Here is a 21312-nt window from a genome sequence, read left to right as displayed (position 1 = left end):
GCCAGCTCTCACGGCCCTTCCTCCCCCGATATAAACTTCATAACAAAATACAAAATGGCAGAACTGGGACACATTTATTTCCTTTGAGAGCCGCATAAATTTTAAAAAGTTAAAATGGCTTTTCAACAGGGCTTAGATAAGTGCGCCTTTTTCTGGAATACATGCTTGTTATCAAAAAAATTAGGATAATTCCCTTGATTTTAGACTAAAAAAGGAGCTGCACACTAACGATTTTTAATCGTTAATGCGACAGCCCCCATAAAAAATCATTTAATTCACTACTCTCTAGTGAAGAACACTCTCAAGCAGTTGTACAAGTGAATGTGCCATGACCACATGTCATGTTTTCCATCCGGAATTACCACGAAGTCATAATTCTCTCTAGGAGTCAATACATCGCTCTTTTCGAGAACCTTATTCATTACATTCAAATGTTCCTCATATGCCATGTCCTCTGTACCATTTCCGCAGTAGAGATAACCAAGGGCATAACCTTTTTCTTCGCCATCCTTGATGGTCTTGATAATCTTGTCGGCCTCTTCGTCAGCATTTCCTCCAGGACCTGTACATCCTGAATATGGTCCAAACCATCCGAACAAGTCATAGTTTCCATAGAATGCAGCGCGGTATGTCGTCATTGATCCCATTGACAAACCGGCAAATGCACGGTGTAATCTTGTCTTGATAAGATTCTCCTCAGATACATCGCCATTGGCATATGTTCTGTAGTGACTCTCGATATATGGGACAAGATCTTTTCTGAGCTCATACTTAAACTGAGCTGGAAGGTCCATCTGATTTATCTGTGGAGCCTCATCCGGTCTATAGAAAGTTGGTGTTACAATAATGAGTGGCTCGATGATTCCCTGCTGAATCATATTGTCAATCATCTTTCTATTTCCGGCATAATCTCCGCCACCAAGCCAAGTATTCTCACTCTCTCCGCCTCCATGCATGAGATATAATACATTGTATTTCTTATCTGGATTTTCATCATATCCATAAGGCAAGTAAATTAATGCCTCTTTCTCCATAATGACGGAATTTCCTTCATCATATGTCTGAGCATCGTATGTAATATACTTAACCTTACCTTTCTGTGTAGCTTCAGCAGCCTTATCATTGTACTGCTCAGGAATTGCCGTCGCAAAATCAACGATAACCGGTGTTGAAATTGGTGCAGGTACCTTTGTTGGCGCTACTGTAGGCGCAGCTGTTGCCTCTGCCGTTGGAACTCCAGTAGCTTCTGCTGTTGCTGTAGCAGCTGTAGCTGTAGCCTCCGCCGGTGCGCTGGTACTTGGAACCTCTGGCTTAACTTCCTCAGTTTTTTTATTTTCACTACCGCCTTTAACAGTAACCTTACACTTGAGAACTGTCTTCTTGCCCTTCTTCTTAGCTGTACATACCACTGTTGTCTTACCTGCCTTTACTCCCTTAATAACAAAGGCATTTTTTCCCTTTTTCTTTACTGTGGCAACTCTTTTTTTCATTGATTTCACAGTAATCTTATACCCCTTTGCATTCTTTACTGTAACTTTCTTAGTCTTTCCTGCTTTCACAGTCACTGACTTAGTTGAAAGTTTAACTTTGGCTTTTGCCGAAATTCCCCCTGTCGGCACAATTGCCTGTGATACCAAGGCTGTCGCAATCAACAGACCCATACACTTTTTGAACTGCTTTTTCTTAAAAATATTCTGTTTCACAGTTACACCTCCTCGAAATTCTATAAATATTATAATACAATCAAAGAGATGTTTATATGATTATTCGGGCATAATACTTGACTTTTCATGAATTGACCATGAGTTTGTACTGTTTTTTCGCGACTTTATTTTGATTTTTTGCGAACAACGACGATATTTGTCTTACGAGCGACGTGAGTAAGACCAGCAGAATGCGTTTATTGTCTTACGAACGACGTGAGTAAGACCAGCAATATGCGTTTCCAAAAAAAAATAAAAAGGATGCAAGACACCTAAGCATCTTACATCCATATTAGCATTTAAAATATTCTCTAAGTTATTAGAACTTACCTGCTGTTGCAGCCTCTTCGATTGATACAGCTGTTGCAACAGTCATACCTACCATTGGGTTATTACCTGCACCGATAAGTCCCATCATCTCTACGTGAGCTGGTACTGAAGATGATCCAGCGAACTGAGCATCACTGTGCATACGTCCCATAGTATCTGTCATACCATATGAAGCTGGGCCAGCTGCCATGTTGTCTGGGTGAAGTGTACGTCCTGTACCACCACCTGATGCAACTGAGAAGTACTTCTTACCTGCCTCGACTCTTTCCTTCTTATATGTACCTGCTACCGGATGCTGGAATCTTGTAGGGTTAGTTGAGTTACCTGTGATAGATACGTCAACGTTCTCCTTCCACATGATTGCAACACCTTCCTGTACATCGTTAGCGCCATAGCAGTTAACCTTTGCACGTGGAGAGTCAGCGTCCTTTGAATAGCATTTTCTAAATACTTCTTCAACCTTGCCTGTATAGTAATCATACTTAGTCTCAACATATGTGAAACCATTAATTCTTGAGATGATCTGAGCAGCGTCTTTTCCAAGACCATTAAGGATAACTCTAAGAGGCTTTTTACGTACTTTGTTAGCCTTCTCAGCGATACCGATAGCTCCTTCAGCTGCTGCGAATGACTCATGTCCTGCAAGGAATGCAAAACACTCTGTATCCTCTTCCAAAAGCATCTTTCCAAGGTTACCATGTCCAAGACCTACTTTACGTCTGTCTGCAACTGATCCAGGAATACAAAATGCCTGAAGACCAATACCGATAGCTGCAGCTGCATCTGCTGCCTTTGTGCATCCTTTTTTAATTGCAATAGCAGCACCTACGATGTAAGCCCACTTTGCATTCTCAAAACAGATTGGCTGGATTCCCTCGATGAGGTTATAAATATCAAGTCCAGCAGCTTCTGTAATCTCTTTACATTCTTCAATAGACGAGATGCCATACTCCTTGAGACAAGCAAGAATCTGAGGCTCTCTTCTTTCATATGATTCAAATAATGCCATAATTATATTCCTCCAATCCTTACTCGTGTCTAGGGTCGATAAGTCTTGCAGCATCTGCTACACGACCATACTGTCCTGAAGCCTTCTCAAGAGCTGTGTTTGCATCATCACCAGCTTTGATAAAGTCCATCATCTTACCAAAGTTTACATACTTGTATCCGATAATCTCATCATCCTCATCAAGAGCGATATCTGTGATATAACCGTCTGTGAGCTCGAGATATCTTGGTCCCTTTTCAAGAGTACCATATGTTGTTCCGACCATAGAACGTGCACCTTTACCAAGGTCCTCAAGACCTGCACCAATCTGAAGTCCACCCTCAGAAAATGCACTCTGAGTTCTTCCGTAAACAATCTGAAGGAATAACTCTCTCATAGCAGTGTTGATAGCATCACATACTAAGTCAGTATTGAGTGCTTCCATAACAGTCAAACCTGGAAGAATCTCTGATGCCATAGCTGCTGAATGTGTCATACCTGAACATCCAATTGTCTCAACCAATGCTTCTTGAATAATACCATCCTTAACGTTAAGGGATAGCTTACAGCCTCCCTGCTGAGGTGCACACCAACCTATACCGTGTGTATAGCCTGATATATCCTCAACTTTTTTTGCCTGCACCCAATTTGCTTCTTCCGGAATTGGAGCAGCACCATGATGTACACCCTGATGCACAGGGCACATGTTATTAACTTCTGTTGAGTAAATCATATAGTCCTCCTTTTATATAATATTATCTTATATGATTATTTAACAAATCAATCTTACCACATATGCTTAATTTTATCAAGCAGAATAATTATGATTTTACCTATTCAGCCACATCTCTCCAACTTCAGCCTTGGATGAAATATAGCCACCTGTAATCTCCGCTGACTTTTTGACGCTGCCATCCTCTCTTTGAGCAAACATTGATATATGGTTGTTTTCTGTGAGGAAATCACTGTTTAGTTTCACAGTTCCATCATTAAAGTCAACCGGTGTGCTGCTATCCGAGTAGAGCACATACTCCCATGCCTTCTTATTCTCTCCAAAGTTACCGGCCGCTCCTGATTCTGAATTATACGGAACTCTGTCATACCTTGTAAAGCACAGGCTTGTGAGCGGCGACTTAAAGTAGTCCTTAGGTTTTGGTGACAGATTCTTCCTAGCATCCGAACCCGTCTTCTTGTTGAAATCATTAACGGCATCAGTCGTTGTATAATACATATAAATCGGCGGACCATTGGTGCCTGCATTCAAGTCTGTACCTGACATGTCATCGTCCTTGGTAAGCTTGACAACCGGCATATAGTACATATTGTAACGCTCCGTCTGAATTCCCTCCGGATGATACGGTTCGCCCACTGTACATACAATATCATATACTGCTTCCTTAAGCTGTTCTTCTTTGCTCTCACCTGTATCATCTTTCAAAGTATATCCTCTGTATCCAAAGTATATATAGTCTCCTCCCTTTTTCTTAGAGTCAAACATAGTATCCTTATCTGTAAGGCTGGCACCCTCATTCAGATTCATGTCCAAAAACTCTGTACATCCCTGCTCAAGTAACTGAAGCAGTGCCTCTTTCTTAGTTTTTCCATTAGCGGTATAAATCTTGTTGAAATATGCATTATCATCCTTTTCGAAGCTAGCATGGATAAACATAGGCATCTTGCTCTCTCCATAAGGCTTTGCTCTCTCCTTGATACTCTTCCTACCATCTTTGGAAGTCTCTGTCTTATCGAGTTTATCAACGCACAGACACGTAGCCTGCTTAGAATTAAATACATTGTCGTCAACAGTTATCTCCGTGATCGGGTGTCCCGGTGACACTCCCTGGTTTGTTGTATAGTACAGATAATACTTTTCTTCTGTCCACTTAAATGAAAGTCTATAGTCATCGTCCTTACAATCCATACCTCTCATCTCAATTGGTGTGCTAGGACTCGCACAATAGTAATCAGCTCCATCAACCTGAATCCTCTGTGGAACATTTTTTTCCTTGGACTTGTAAAGGATAAGTCCCTTTACCGCCTCATCAGGATCATCAGTTCTCTCCACTCCAATGTAGGATGCGGGACGGTCAACATAATCAGCGGAATATTTTCCTGATCTATGATTTCCATCTTCCTTGAGGTCATAATGCGGAGGTCCCCATGGCAATCTCTTAATATCGACATTATTGTATAGTTTCTTTTCATACCAACCACCTGTTGAGTCTATGTATTTTCTGCCATTAAACTCATCTACGCCTTTCACGGTTGTTCCATACCAAGTTCTTCCGGGCGTCAAAGCCACATTTGCCGGGATTACCTCATCCACTGTTTGACGAGTCGCATCTACTAGAGCATTGGTATCAACCATCTTGGCTATAGCCTGATTGGTATCATAGTCTTCTTCCGCTTCGGAATTCTTAAAGGCATATGTTCCGACAAACACCTTAGAAATGTACTTTTTCTTCAGTGCCGGTCTTCTGAGATATATATAGCAAGGAGATGCGGCATCATAGTGATCATTGTCATCGTTTGTCCACTCTGGATATGCTATATTAAACGGCTCTGTCTCAAATGGTCTCTTCATCTCCTGTATAGAATTAAAGTCTCCTGTTGCATCAATATCCGACAGAGTTTTTTCACCGCTAATACCGGTGGAAATAATGCCTTTTTTGTTCTCAGCAACATGGCTGTTTCCCGTGATAATTACATCATCAAGGGTGATTTTTTCCATGCTTTCTGTTGGACCACAGACATAGAGTCCTGTTGCAATAAATGGCATTTTCTCCTGGGAATAAGCATATCCTCCGGGTCTATACGATGTATAACCCTGCGGAACCTGTTTGTTGGTTCCTAACAAACCATTTGGCGCCATATAAGCATTTTCCGGTCCAATTCCCCTTGTAACCCATGAACACTTTGTTGTTGTGCGCTGGCTAATAACTGTAGCAGCACCATATCCGACATTCACAGTCTTATTGGAATCTGAAGTTGCAATAGGTTTTGAAATAGTATATGGCAATTCACTGGAAAATATTGTACCCTGAAAGGCTTTAACATCTGTTATTGCCCTGTAAGGGTTGTAACTCCATGAATAACCTATGTTGAGATACTTTTGATTACTCTCAACCACATAACCCTTATAATTAAAGGAACTTGCTAGATTTCCACCTCTGATAACGGTATTAGGAGTCTTCTTCATTCTATCCGTGAGATCCGAATACTTGGCTAATACCTCTCCAACCTTGGCTCCGGTGCTCTCTGAGTCCGTTCCAAATGTAAAGAATACCGCAGACAAATACTTCTTTCCTGATGTATATTTGACCTCAGGTTCATAGTAGAGATACCTAGCCGGACACTCCCAGCTATTATCTTTACTAGTCTGATAACATGTATATCGATATCCTGCATTTCCCAACCTACCTGCTTCCCAGTCATCGGTATCAGAGTCCCTAGTGGAAGCAAAGTTATATGGAACGCCACTAAATGTGGTCACAGGAATCCATCCATTATTGACATATTCTCCATCCTTATGACTATCCACAAGGTGAAGTCCCCCAAACTCTATAGGGGTTCCGGCCTTTTCATTCGTTGTAAACCACAGACCATCTAGATCTTCCGGATACTCCTTGTCCTCAGTTTTACTATCTGCCTTGTATCCAAGGTTTCCTGCACATGCATAGGTTACCTCTCCAAAGACAACCTCTTGCTTGGTCTCAGGCGTAAATGTGGCAACTCGAATATCCTTTATAGCTTTTTTCGGATCGGTCGTGGTCTTAAATCCAAGATAGGTATATGCCCACTCTTCATGTCTTGAATAATCTTTTCTTGCATTGTTGGCAAGATTGTAATCCCATACCTTAAAGCCTTTCTTTACAGTAATCTTGGCCTTCGCTCTCTCCTCAGTGTCTGCCGACTTAATTATTATGTCTGAGTAATAAGTCTTCTTGGTATTCTTGCCATCGCCCTCGACAGTACCTGCCTCTCCTCCGGATGAATCCTGATCGTTTAGAACGGATTTTTCCGTGCGATAGTGAACAAATACTCCGCCTTTTTCATCCTTTTTCATTAGCGCATTGCAGTTTCCAGGAGTTATCTCGCCAAAGGCATTTACGCTCTCATATCCCTTTATCATATTTCCGCCATCGCCGTATTTGATGAGAAATGGGCTCTTGCCATCTTTAATGACAAGCGGAGTTCCCACATTGGTATCCTTGCTGTAAAACATAAGATTCCATCCTCTGAATCCCATACGACCATTTACATCGCTTATTCCCGCTTCGCCGTGATAATTCTCCATCTTATCCTCAGATTCACTGCCGGTTTTTCCCCGGTACTTCTCTGACGGACTATTTTCCGATCCCACACCTTTATAATACGTCAGATATTCTCCGTGTTCTCCCTCTGCACAATCTGCCGCATAAGCTGGTGCATCATTGTAGTCGTAATCCTTGTTTTCCTTGATATACTTTTCTATTTCCTTAATTACCCATACCACAATAAGTGATATAATAAGAATTGCAAGTATTATCCAACCCACCGGCCCTGATGCGGAAGACAGAGCGCCTATCTTACCTGCAATCGCTCCAATAGTCGTGGCACAACAAGTGAGACCGCAAGCTGCTGCAATTGCACATATAGCCGCAGGTATCGCCGCAAATACATAGGTAACCCAAGTAAATTGGAGTATAATCAATAAACAGGAAACTATTCCAAGTGCAAGATTAACCCACTTCATAATATCCTCGACTTTCTCACCTAAGGTGGAGTTGTCATAATCGTCGAGAAGCTGTTGTGCCGCGTTCTTTCTCACGGCATCAGATGTGTAGGCAACTTTCTTGTCCTTGATTTCTTCGTTGTTATTCATCCATACAGAGTAGGACTCTCTTCCCACTAACTTCTTGATATTCTCTGCTGCCTCTGATATCTTCTCCTCGGCCTCTTCACTGGCCTCATTCTCGCCCGCATTTGAAATAATTGAATTCAATCCTCCAAGACAAGCCATTCTTCTCTGGGCATAAGTCATTGAGTCCAAAATCGGATATAATTTGGTCAAGTCCACGTCCCCGCTTGTCTTGTAACCGATTTCAAGTAAATATTCCGCAAGAGTGTCATCTTCGGTTGCTTGGTATTTATCCAACTCTTCATATATTCCAAGATAAACTAAACCCTGCTCATTTTTATCTAATTTTTCCTGATTATCAAGTACCTGTTCATCTGTTTTCCCCTTGAGCTTTTCGAGTTCATCAGTATACTGACCCTCATCAAAACTTGCCATGGCATTGTCATAACCTGTAGCAAACTCCTGGAGTTTCTTGTGAAAAGCCTTGGCATCGTCGCCATACTCCCTAAACAATTCATCATAATCATCTTCAGTAGTGGCATCTTCGAGATCCTCCCAAACCGGGCTATCCTTGACTTTCTCAGCCCAAGACATGGTCACTACTTCTCTCTTCTTGGCATCATATTCGTTTTTGTAAGTTGCAAGTCCGGCTGAGAGATATCCGATAATAGCACTTGTAGTTCCGGAACTTGCTCTGGTAACTACTTTCGCATAGAAGTTCCAATCAGCTTTGCCTGATACAATATAATCTCCCAACTTCATATTATTAGCTTCAGGTACCTCTATGAGATTAAGTCCCTCATATGCCTCCTTGGCCTTAGGTGAGCCGGCTTTGTAATTTGAGACAAACTCCTGAGAAGCTGCCTCAATCGTATCTATAATTGCGGCATTACTGCTCTCATACTCTTTTTGCAATGCTGCATAATCCTTGAGCTGATATCCCGAGTTCATGGAGAGGAGTTTAATGCTTGTTATGGCATCCTCTTTGTTGTCAGTCTCCTTATATCCCATAACCACGTGGTTTTTTCCGGTTCCCTCATTAAGATCTCCTTCAACAGGGGTAAATCCGCTCTCTATGCACTTATTCTTAGCCGCTTCTAAACTATCCAGTGCGTAAAATAGTCTGACATCACTCACATATGTAGTTCTTGCCTCTTCTGCAGCATGAGCTACAACCGGGCCGTACTCTCTGAGACTCCAACTCACAAGAATACTCAGGATAAGAACACTTGATGTTATTATTCTCATAAGTCTTACACTTGTTTTATGTCCATTCCACATCATAGCTCATCCCCTTTCTTTTCTTGACGCATTGTCTTTCGCCTTGTGTATATACCTATACCCGCAGCCATAATAATTCCAATACCACCAATGAGCATTATAATACTCAATTCTCCAAGACCGAAAATAGACGATGTAAATACCATGTCAGCATCTACTCCCTCAACCTTTTTGGCTTTAATATTACCGGCATGTGGATGAAAATACTTCATCTCATAAACACTGATCTTTTTGGAGAGTAGAATGCTCTTGTTGCTTGTAGAACCTATACCTATCCAAGATCCCTTGACAAGTCCTCCACTGTTTACTCTGGCAGTGGTTGATGTGCCGTCTTCCAATGCCAAATCACAACAATTGCTGTCCTTCTCTGATTTATTGTCCTTAATAACAACAACTCCCTTGACATTAATATCATATCTTGAATCGACAAATACTCCTCCGCCATATCCACCAGCCTTGTTGTCCTTTACTTCAACATTTGATAGAACACATCCATCATCAAATACGCAAATAGCACCTCCGTCTTCCTTGGCTTCATTGTCCCTAAAAGAACACCTGTCAAACATTACTGCTCCGCCGTGTTCCGGGTTGTCTCTCATGAAAAATGCTCCTCCGTCTTCGTTTGAAATATTATTGACGAAATTACAATCTGAAGCATAGAAAAGTGTGCCGTCATACTTGGCAATATCCAGTGCGATATATATAGCACCACCTCGATTTGTGGCTTTATTTCCTGAAAAAACCATTTTCTTCAGACTTACTTGTCCTCTGTTGCAGTAGATTCCTCCGCCGTAATCCTCTGAAAAACAATTGTCAATAGTTCCTCCTCGAAGCTCCAACTTTCCATCTCCCAGATATATTCCACCGCCATTGCAGTCATCCGCACTATCTAGTGTTCGGCAATTGTATATTCTTCCACCTGTCATCTTAAAACTTGTATTCTTACTTCCGGTGTCCAGATATACGCCACCGCCATCCTCATCCGTGATGCAATCATATATAGTTCCACCCTTCATTATTAGGTGACCGTCTGTCTTGACTGTAACTCCACCTCCATAGTTCGAACTTGCACCACCGGTGATAACTCCTCCCTTAACTCCATCATACCCCTTTATCTTTGGATTAGAGTCCTCTATTGTGAGAGTCGCGCCACTTTCCACGCATATAACTCCACCATTCTTTTCATACTTATATCCTCTCTCCCTCTTTATGTAATGTCCATTTAGATCAATAGTGACTTGCTTATTTTTTCCAAGTACTATCTCTTTGTCAGAAGAATAGTCCGATCCCATTGTGAGCACGGCATCAAAATCACTTTCCTGCGCCTTCTTAAAAGCTTGGGTAAATTGCCCGTAGGTCTCAGTAGACTTCAGCTTGCCGTCTTTGTATAATTCAACTACCATGCTGGTATTTTGCTTTACTTTGTCCGGGTCCTTTACTATAGTTATCTCAGATTTATTCTTGTCATCACTTACAATATATTCTTCTTTGTCATAGAAAAAGTAAACACTGGCCTCGACTGAATTACATTGTCCATATCCATCTGAGATTTCCTTTCTCATCTCCTCAAGCAAAATTCCGATGCGAGATCCCTTTTTCAAAGGGTCAGAGTATCTGGCTTTTCTCGTCCTCTCATTCTTAGATGTCCAAGTCCAGAATCTAAGTTTCTCCATCTCAGCCGGCATGAAGAGGTTATTTTCATTTTTCTCATTTCCATCCTTTGTATTATTCTTTACCTTTGTCAAGCCTCCAAGGAAAGTGACATGGCCATCTCCGCCGTAAATTCCACCTCCGTTGTTGGTCACGTCGTTCCCCCAGATTGTACAAGATCCCAGATACAACTCGGATTCCTGGGAGAGATATATGCCGCCACCATACTTTGCAGCATTATTCATTACTTGCACACCATTGTCTAGCGTGAGCTCCGCTTTTTCTTCGAGAAATATTCCGCCGCCTTTGCCATCATTGGCTCCGCCGGTGATTAGTCCCGGTTTCTTGCTTGTATCGACAATATTCAATATACCCTCTGTATCGATCCGTATTACATATCCGTCATCCGCCTTATTCTTAGCTGATAATCCTCTGTCAATTGTATGCCCCGCCAAGTCTAACTTGATATTTTGACCGGTTCCAACACTTAGGGCCTCTTCTCCAGCTTCCGCCTTGATATCTTCTTCTAGTTTAATAATATACTCTTCCCCATCATCCGGAGCTTCATCTATCTCAGCCTGAATCTCACCCCAAGGCGTCAACTCCTCTTCCGTCTCAGAATCAACTTGGGCAACTATCGAAATAGGATATGCGGTAGTGGCGAAGAGCATGAGTGCCAATACAATTGCCCAAAGTCTATATGTTGATTTAAGGTATCTTTTCCAGTCCATAGGCACTACCTCCTCTTTCTGACAGCAATCGTGCTTCCGAAAAATACTATGACCGCTCCAACTAAAAGAGCTGCTCCAAACCAAATTCCCATTGTTCCATCCGAGAACAGTGAAGCAGTAACACTGTTTCCTCTTTCATCCACCCACTGAGCATATAGCTTAACAACTTCTCCTTGGGTTGAGGATAGATTTTTTACTACCTGCTCATCATCATATGATTTTCCTCGTCCGTTTTTGTCTGTATTCCAGCCAGCGAATTTATATCCAGCATTACTAGTAAATGTATTTCTCGTCAATACAACTTCTTGGTTATAATACGCAGGTTGCTTTGACATATTTCCGCTCACATCGGATTTTTTCTTTACATTTGACTCAAATTGTATTTTGTATTTTATAGGCTTTGTCTCAAAAGTCACAACAATATCCTGAGATATAAATGTAAAGTTATACTTGTCTTCGTCTTCCATTTCTTCTATCATACATGACCCATTGGTTGTCAGTCTATCTAGCTTATATCCCTTCCCTAAGTCAGGTTTTTTAAAGTCTATAGTGTCATTTTGATGGCCTTTCTTTTCTATTACAGTCTTATATCCATCTTCCTCATTTCCAACTCTCACCTTCATGTTGAGAACTGTGGTAAATCTCACCATAATTGGAATTTCATACCATGGATAAACATTACTTCCCGTCTTAAAACTAATCTTATATACACTGTTGTGAATTTCTTTGGTCTTGGATGTATGGAATGACCATTTTAGACCATTGTCATTGAGGCTCTTGAATGTATCTTCATCCGGGAATGAAACATTTTTGATCTTGACATTATCCTTACTTGCAGCCTTGAATGTCACACCATACTGGTCAACCATTGTGAGAGATACCTTATCACTATCCGGATCAAGTGGATCAATAACTCTTTTTTGGTCTATATCTACCTCCTCCGGATATGGATATTTATCTCCACCTATTGTAATCCAGTTGTCAGCCTCTCCCTTCTTCGCTGTATTTCCCCATAGCTTTCTGCGAATATGGGTCTTGCCACAATTAACTCCATTTATCCAAATTATTACATCAGCTTCCCAAACTCTCAGTATTCCACCGCCTCCAAAGTTGGCATATACATTAATCTTTGATGGGAATGTATCACCGCAGTCTATTTCTCCGGAATCATAGTTTATATCGCCCTTATTGCTTGGTTCATGGTCAATATAACCCTTAATATCAGATGTACTATGTATCACCTTTGATTCTCCCAAACCATTGGTCTTCTTACCGTAAATCTCAACATGAGCGTCGTCCCAATCGTCAGCATCATCAGTTACAGAAATCTGAACCTTGATCTTATATCCTTTTGCTGACTCTACGGCTCTCTTAATTACCTCTACTTCAGTTAATTCATCATCCAATTTGACCTTGTGGTCTCTTGTATCATAGTAAAAATATTCGTATATCGGTTTACTATTATAATCGCCATAATCTTTGGTAATTGTCTTATTGGTAAAGTTTTCATAGATAGTTATACCTATCATCGACTTTTCTTCTATCTTGCCTTTCACTCGAATCTTAGGCACTTTATCAAATGCAAGGTTGCTGTTATTGCTCTCCCCATTTGATGCTTTAATTGTTTTATTGAGGTTAACAATAGTCTTTCCACCTTCTAGAATCACTTCACCTTCATTACCTATAACATATACACCGGCTCCCTTTAAAGAACTTGTATTTTCTTGAATCTCTACGCTCTTTAATCTGAGTTTGGCATTTTCTACTTTAATAGCTCCGGAATTCTCCTCTGCTGAATTTAGACGAATAATACTATCTTCTATTATAGTTTCAGCTGCCGCATAAATTGCACCGGCAGAAACTTTACTTGTATTATTTTCCATGGTCACGTCTTTAATCTCTGTAGGCTTGGACCAAGAATCTATGAATAATGCTCCACCGAAATATTCTGATCGATTGTAAGAAAATTCTATATTCTTTATTACACTTTTATCCAGTTTACCTTTGCTGCCTTGAATATACATACCACCGCCTTCGTCTGCCGTATTATATGTAATCTTATTCTTTCCTGAAAAAACAAATTTGCTATTACCATCATAACTTCTGTTTATTATTCCACCACCATTTTTCGTGGCACTATTATGTGTAAATACACAGCTTTCAACCGTCATCTCTCCTGTATTTGCTATTCCGCCACCCTCCTCTGCCGTATTATATGACACTCTGGTATTTTCAATATTTAGTTCTCCATAATTGAGTATTCCACCACCACTATTATCTTCTACTACTCCGTTCTTTGTGATTTCAGAGTCCTTTATATCTAGCGCTCCATCGTTATATAGAGCTCCACCTACGCCGGAATAATTGTTTTTGATAGTACAATTATTGATCTCACATGATGAATCTGAACCAATATATATTGCGCCACCTTTGTTAGTTCTTGCCTTGTCATCAAGTTGAGGTTTCCCATCCTTGCTTACGTTGTTTTCCATCAAATTCACATCATCGAGAGTAACCTTTCCTTCATCAATAAATATTGCTCCACCTCTTTTACCATAACAATTCTTTATTGATCCACCGCTCATCACAAATTTGGCCCCATTTCTAACAGAGACACCGCCACCTGTCGTGGATTTTCCTCCCAGAATAGCGCCGTCTTTGCCGTCACTGGTATCATTTATAATCAACTTAGAACCATTGTCAACTTCAAAAACACTTCCGTCAACATCTATCTCACTGAGACCTGTTCTCTCTATTTCATAGCCATTCAAATCAATAGTATGAGTGCGCCCGTCGTCTATTATAATTGGCTCTGACACTGACACATAATCAGTAAGCTTTATATCATCCTGAGTCTTTATAATATCCATAAAATCTTTGTTTGTAATAACATTAAGTGGACCATCATATGTTTCAAGATATACTAACAATCTCGAACTAACATCTACTATTTTCTGAACCTTGAAATTGTTTTTTCTAAATTTATGCGGAACACTTATCTTTGCATTTTTCTTTGTCTCCAATACAGAATCTCTATTATTTACATAAACAAAATACATACTCTTGGTATTTCCTGTCATCAATATTGTGTCTTTTTCTATAATATCATCTACTTTAAGATCCTCTAATACCGCCGTAGATTGGGCATAATATGTTACCGCAGAGGCCTCTCCGGGATTAACAAATACACCTATAAATAGTCCGAGAGAACTCTGCCATAAAAACATAAGAGCTGTAACAAAGGCAACTATCCTTCTTTCCATACGAATCACCTCACACAATCCAAACCGATTGTTGACATCGATTATCCTTTAATCCTCAGTCTGATACTTCTTTCTTCTCATCATAAGTCCTACAAATAGACCACCTATTATGAATCCAATTCCACCACCTAGAGCAACTGATCCTGCTGAGAATACAGAGCCCGCTCCTGTCAGTTGTTTCACCGTCTTTTGCTCAGTTTTAAAGAATACTTTAATTGATGGTGCATTGTCAGCAAAAATATACGCCTTTTTATTTAAATCACATGCTGCATCACTTCCAAACTCATGTATACCTATCGTATATCCCGATGGAAGATTCTTATCATTCTTCTTATAGAGAAGCGAATCCGCAAGAATTGGTGTGCCCTTTTCATACTTAACAGCATATAATGCCAGCCACTCTCTTCCTATATCACCCTTCAAGTCAGCCGTGTCACCCATGGCCTTGAAATTTTTCTTCGTAATACTTGAATCACCTTCTGTTCGATTACATTTTACTGCTCTATAGTAAGCTGTCTGGTTCTTAATAACTATTGTATCCCCTTTATCATCCTTAGTCGTAATATCTGCCATATCAACCATGAATTTTGGAATTGGAATATACTCTGTATCATAGTACGCCTGAGCATCAAGAATAGTCATTACTGTGGATACTACAGTCAAAATAAATGTCACTACAGCCAATCCGGCTGACAAATATTTTGTGAAATTACTTGGGGTATTTACAGAAACATTCGCACCTGTCTTTTGTGCATTTTGCATTTCTTTTACCCTATCATCAATATAAGTGTACTTTGTATACCAGCTTTGTCCACCATTGGCTAGAGGTGTATCAGTGTATTTAAGAAACGCAGCTTTTCTAGCACTAATCAATTTATCCATATTATTCCATATACTGCTATAACTGCGAACACATTTTGGAATAACTTTTAACATTGCCTCTCTTACAATAACAGTTGTAACAGTTGCTATTGCACAGGCCCCGGTTGCAGCCCATAAAATAATTTGCAGAGTCCCCGGCTTATAATCATCCGGTTCCTTTTGACTTGCTGCTGCCTTTGCTCTCAATGTGTCACTTGTAAGAGCCACTCCACCTTTGGTATATATTTCTCGGTCCACGCCCTCATATACAGAGGCTGTTTTCAAATCCTCTGCAGTTTCCAAAACGTCTTTGTAAGTGTTTTCATCTGTCAATGCAATAGCTATTAAATCTTCTATTGCGAGGAAATCTAGTCCTGCAATCTGTCCGGCAGTCAAAGCTTCTACCATTGGATAAAGCTTTCTTATATTGCTGGTACCTGATACTTCTTTGTAATCCTGACTGAAGAAGTCAAGTAATGTTCCATCATCATACTTTACAGTATTTAAGTATGTACATATTCCTACTACCTGCATCTGATTCATCTGTTTTGTTGTCTCTGCACTTGCGTCTGCTATTTCTTCGATTTTTTCCTCATCTAAAGTATCACCCATGTTCTCTATATTTTCAACCATCTCGGTAGTTTCTTCCACACTGTCCTCCATATCATCTGCATAATCTTCATATGATTCAATATTCTTGTGGAAAGAATTCCATTTCTTCAAAAGTCCCGCCGCCGTGTCATAATACTTTTTGTCCATGGCCTGCATAACATCTGCACGGGTCGTTAATTTGGGATTTTCTTCTTTGACTTTATCCTTAAGATCTTCAAGAGAAGTCTCCTTCATTCTATCAATCCATGTATCATTGGAGGAGTCTGTTGCTTTAGAGAGAAGAGTTTCAATAGAAATAGTCGCATTTCCATTTGCCTGCATCAAAAGAGTCAAGATATCTGCATGGTTTTTCTTCTCCTTATCGGAAAGGGCATTATATGCCTTATCACCAAGCTCATACTTGGTTTTATTGAGAAGCAAATCTCCGATTGGTTGCCCACCGGTATCATCATCTGTCAATTTATTAAGAAGCATTCTGACATGATTTGCTCGCTTATAATTCTTAGATTTTTTTGATTTTTTATAATTAGCACGATATTCTTCCAAAGTTGCAATAAATCTATCAACAAATGGCTTAATTTGTGAATCCATCTGCTGTTCCATAAGCATATTATACTCTTCGATAGAATAACCACCATTCATATTCATAACTGCAAGATCAGTGATTGCCTCTGTTGCTTTATTTGTAATCTTATAGCCGAGATATACTATTTTTTCGGTAGCACCTCTCTTCAATACACTCTTTGTTCCTGCTTCAGTATTCAAGTCTGCATAATTGCCGGACTCATCCCTTAGAATGATATATCCCTGTTCCTCAAGTTCCTTTTTTGCCTCTCTCTCTGTATCACCCATTCCAATCTTAACCTCACTGAGGTAGTTTGGTGTTTTTTTCGCAGCTGTTACCTCTTGAGAACTTCCAATCTTCCTTGGTGCAAAATCAGCCAATGGCGTAATGCTTAGAATAAGCATCGCCATAAATCCTGCAATAATCCTTTTCCATACTCTTTCCATAGCAATCTCCTCCGTCCTTATATTGATTATATTAATAATTCTCCAAAGCATATATATATACTTCAGCCCAACTGTACTGATTCATAAATTCTCCTCTATAAGTATCCGCATGCTCTTCTTTTCCGGCAAGATAATGATAGTAATCACAATCCACCATAGAAGTATTAATGGCATAGGAATTATGACCATGTACAAACAACTCCTTTAGACCTTGCTTTTCGAGATCTTTTTTTAAGGATTGGACTATTTTCTTAAAGTACTCATATCCTTTCTTGGTATCTGAATCTTCAAACAGGTTTGCACATATCTCCGCTCTGGAAGCACTCGTTCCCTTCAAACAAACCAGATATGCTATGAGCTCTTTTCCCTTCTGTCTGGAAAATGATATCGGCTTCCCATTGTGGTAAATCTCAAAGTTTCCAAAGCAAGTGACACTTACAACTTCTCTATCACTTTTTATCGGAACTCTCAAATTATCAAGGGCCTCCTTCAACTCATCATCCAGAACCGGCTTAGTCAGATAGCCACTGACAAAGAGTTTGAGAGCCGGAAGCGCATATTCATTATATGCGGTAACCATAATTATATTTATGTCCGGTCGCAGTTTTTTAAGCGTCTTTGTCAGATCCAAGCCCGATTTTCCCGGCATATTGATATCAAGAAAAGCGATATCTATCTCATTATCCTCGGTAACTTTTACTGCTTCATCGTAATTCTGAGCAAAAAAGTATGTTCCACCGGGACTTACGCGATCAAGAGCATCTTTTAAATCCTCTCGCATAATCTTCTCGTCATCAGTAATCAGTATGTTCATAGCTTCCTCCGTATGAAAAATTATTTGGACTTAACCACCTTTTTGCGTTTCAATGCCAATCCTGCAAATAGTCCGCCCGCAATCACTCCAAATCCTATTCCCATGGTAAACATTCCGCCTGAGAATACAGATCCTGTTTCAGCAGGTTTCTTTGAATCTTTTTCTGCTTCCTGTTTGAAGTAGACCTTGATGACAGGTGGATCTTCTACAAATAAATATCCCTTCTTGTTGAGATCACATGCTGCATCATTTCCGAATTCATGAATTCCGGTCTTATACCCACTTGGAAGTTTACTATCTCCTTTTTTGTACAAAAGAGAATCTGCCAGAATCGGAGCACCTTTAACATTCTTCACTGTGTAGAGCGAAAGCCATTCTCTTCCAATATCTCCCTTTAAATCATTATGATCTCCCATTATCTCGAAGTTCTTTTTGGTGGTGCCAGAATCGCCAGCAGTTCGGTTGCATTTGACAACTTTATAATACGCGGTCGGATTCTTGACCATCACTTCCTCACCCTTATCATTTTTAGTTTTGATATCACTCTCATCTACTATATAATTTGGTATAGATATATACTCCGTATCATAATACTCCATTGCTTCCTTAATTGTCATAATAGTTGAAACCACAGTCATAATAACTGCTATAACTGCAAAGCCAATAGCCAATTTTTTTGCCATTGAACCAGTGACATTCGTTGGCTTCGGATTAGTTCCCGCAGCTTCAAGTTCATCGAGTCTCTGTTGTATTTTTGTGGCAGTCTTAATATATTCTTCAGTATTGAGTCCCCCCCAGTGTCCTTTAAAAAAATCAATTTGCTTATTTAAATTCTTTAGAGTATCCTTTAGCATATCTGCTTGATCCCAATAACATATATATGCCTTTGGTATATCCTTTACCGCAGTAGGAATGTTAAAAGCTTTAGTCATAGCTTTTGACACAATTTTGGATGCTATGGAAGCCCCTGCAAAGCATGCAGATGATATCCATAAAACTGTTGTCAATGTGCTAAGTTTAAAGCTCTTAGGGTCAGTTTCTCTTTCACGCGCCCTTTCCCTCAAGGCATCGCTTGTAAGTGCAACTCCTCCCTTTTCATATATAGCTCTGTCAACACTCTCATATATAGATGTACTTTTTACATCACTTGACATCTCTTGAACATCTTTATATGAATTCTCATCCGATATCGCCAACTGAACCAAATCCATAATTGACACAAAGTCAAGACCGGCGATCTGTCCGGGAGAAAGAGCTTCTACCATCGGATATAGTTTTCTGATATTACTCTTTCCCGAAAAATTACTCTTATCTTGCATGAAGAAATCAAACAAACTCTCATCTTCATACTTGACACTATTCAGATAAACACCGACTGCTACAGTACCTAAACCTCTAAGACCATCTGTAGTTTCCTCATGAACATCTAACAATTCATCAACTTCACTTTCTGTCGCCTTCGTGATGTCCATATCCTCAACTTCTTCTGTTCTCTCAGTAATATCTTCGGTAGTATCATTTATATTTTCTGCTATTTCTTCGTAGTTCTTTATTTCTGACTGGAAAACTTCCCACTTTTTCAATATAGCAGTCGCTGTGTCATGATACTTTCTATCAAGAGCACTATTGACATCAGCTTGGGTCGTCGCGCTCTTATCCTCACTCTTCACTTGATCCTTTAAGTCACTTAATCTAATCTCCCTAAAACGATCTATCCAATTATCTTTTGTTGATGTATCCGATGCCTTGGTCAACAAAGTTTCCATCGTAAGAGTCGCCTTACCGTTGCCCTGCATAAGAATTGTCAGTATATCTGCATGCTTAGCTTTCTCTGTATCAGAAAGTTTATTGTACTCTTCATCTCCCATCTCATACTTAGTCTTATTGAGGAGAAGATCACCTATTGGCTGTCCACCTGTGTCATCGTCTGTCATCTTATTCAGCAATTTTCTCATATAATTGGCGCGAATATAATTCTTCGTGCTCTTAGGTTTTTTGTAATTCTTGCGATACTCTTCCAATGTAGCTTGAAACCTATCTACAAATGGCTTAATCTGTGATTTCATCTGCTGATCCATAAGAGCATTGTAATCCTCTATAGAATATCCACCATTCATATTCATAACAGCCATATCTGTAATTGCATCATCAACACTGGCTGTAGTTTTGTATCCCAAATATACAATCTTCTTAGAAGCCCCTCTCTTCAGTATATTGTCATTGCCGGCTCCCTCATTAAGATCAGCCTTCTTTCCCGACTCATCTTTCAGAATAGTATATCCATTTTCTTCTAATTCCTTTGATGCCTCTTTCTCCGTATCACCCATGCCAATCATAATCTGGCTCAGGTACTTGCCGGATTTATTGTCTTCCGAAGCAGCATTTGCAGCACTCGCCCCCTTCGGAACAAATCCCGTAACTGAAGTAATGCAAGAAATTATTAATACCATCATAACTGCAATTAATCTTTTAAAATCCTTTTTCATGGACTACACCTCCATACTGACAAAATATCCCCTTTATAAATACTCCAATTTGATTATAGCATAATAAAGGGGACAAAAAGGGGACAATCATGCCCCCTCTGTATTCAATTTTTCTTTCTTTCTCTTTATCAACAAATATACAAGGAACGGAATATATGTAGCCATTGGAAGGAAGAATCCGCAGTACTTAAGATCCATCGATTGCACTAACATGTTAAATATTCCGTGATATATAATCGCAGTTATCAAAAGTGCAAATGTTCCGGGAACTGACAACTTCCTCCTGATACTTATATAACTTAATCCATATCCGATAGCTGCTGTACATATACCATGCATCAACGCCGTAGAGAAACCTCTAATCACAGCCCATCCCAGCGAAACATTTTCCACATTTTGAATGAGGATAAATGTATTCTCAAACAGCGCAAATCCTATTCCCAAGGCAAAGGAGATTGATAAAAGCTTCTTTCTCGACTTTGAAAACAAGAATACATAATACAAGACCGGCAAAGCTTTGACTATTTCCTCTGTAATCGGTGTGATTGTCGTTGTTACAAACAGCATATCTCTGTCAAAGAATTTTAACAATATTCCATTGATTTCTGATACAAACAATGCCGCCATGATACCTATGATCAGATAAATCATAATATCTCTAGATGACTTCTGAACCAAAGGAGTGCATACAATAAGCGGAATGCATATACAAATAAACAGTATATAAATCATATTCTCCATA

The 21312-nt window shown here is 39.8% G+C and carries 10 protein-coding genes; all 10 read right to left on the bottom strand.

The features are described from left to right. Window positions 1-278 precede the first annotated feature (278 nt). Complete coding sequence (locus L877_RS13345; RefSeq protein WP_051437648.1) at window positions 279-1703, bottom strand: alpha/beta hydrolase-fold protein; 1425 nt, start codon at window positions 1701-1703, stop codon at window positions 279-281. A gap of 319 nt (window positions 1704-2022) precedes the next feature. Further along, window positions 2023-3042, bottom strand: a complete 1020-nt coding sequence (locus L877_RS0103495) for a GGGtGRT protein (RefSeq protein ID WP_026834914.1) — start codon at window positions 3040-3042, stop codon at window positions 2023-2025. A gap of 19 nt (window positions 3043-3061) precedes the next feature. After that, on the bottom strand, window positions 3062-3754 hold the full coding sequence (locus L877_RS0103490; protein ID WP_026834913.1) for an iron-sulfur cluster assembly scaffold protein: 693 nt from the start codon (window positions 3752-3754) through the stop codon (window positions 3062-3064). A 96-nt stretch (window positions 3755-3850) separates the two neighbouring features. Continuing rightward, entirely contained in the window at window positions 3851-9145 is a 5295-nt protein-coding gene (locus L877_RS0103485) for a hypothetical protein (RefSeq protein ID WP_026834912.1), read from the bottom strand. Beyond that, window positions 9142-11523 (bottom strand): right-handed parallel beta-helix repeat-containing protein, encoded by a 2382-nt coding sequence (locus L877_RS0103480; protein ID WP_026834911.1) that lies wholly within the window; start codon window positions 11521-11523, stop codon window positions 9142-9144. The genes L877_RS0103485 and L877_RS0103480 overlap by 4 nt, the downstream gene beginning before the upstream one ends. Window positions 11524-11528: 5 nt before the next feature. Next, a complete protein-coding gene (locus L877_RS0103475; RefSeq protein ID WP_026834910.1) occupies window positions 11529-14786 on the bottom strand; it encodes a right-handed parallel beta-helix repeat-containing protein in 3258 nt (1085 codons plus the stop codon). A gap of 48 nt (window positions 14787-14834) precedes the next feature. Beyond that, window positions 14835-17270: a hypothetical protein gene (locus L877_RS0103470; protein ID WP_156922975.1), complete on the bottom strand. Its 2436-nt coding sequence runs from the start codon at window positions 17268-17270 to the stop codon at window positions 14835-14837. Between the two features lie 31 nt (window positions 17271-17301). After that, the gene (locus L877_RS0103465) at window positions 17302-18084 is read right to left on the bottom strand and encodes a response regulator (RefSeq protein ID WP_026834908.1); all 783 of its coding nucleotides are present in this window, start codon (window positions 18082-18084) and stop codon (window positions 17302-17304) included. Window positions 18085-18104: 20 nt separating this feature from the next. Then, window positions 18105-20570, bottom strand: a complete 2466-nt coding sequence (locus tag L877_RS0103460; protein ID WP_026834907.1) for a hypothetical protein — start codon at window positions 20568-20570, stop codon at window positions 18105-18107. Between the two features lie 87 nt (window positions 20571-20657). Further along, complete coding sequence (locus L877_RS0103455; protein WP_051437647.1) at window positions 20658-21311, bottom strand: PrsW family glutamic-type intramembrane protease; 654 nt, start codon at window positions 21309-21311, stop codon at window positions 20658-20660. Window position 21312: the final 1 nt, after the last annotated feature.

Origin of the sequence: Eubacterium xylanophilum ATCC 35991 (genome assembly GCF_000518685.1) — a bacterium.
GTDB classification, from domain to species: Bacteria; Bacillota; Clostridia; order Lachnospirales; family Lachnospiraceae; genus Eubacterium_F; species Eubacterium_F xylanophilum.
The sequence above is the reverse complement of the archived record's forward strand: the minus strand, read 5'-3'. Positions and strand labels throughout refer to the sequence as shown.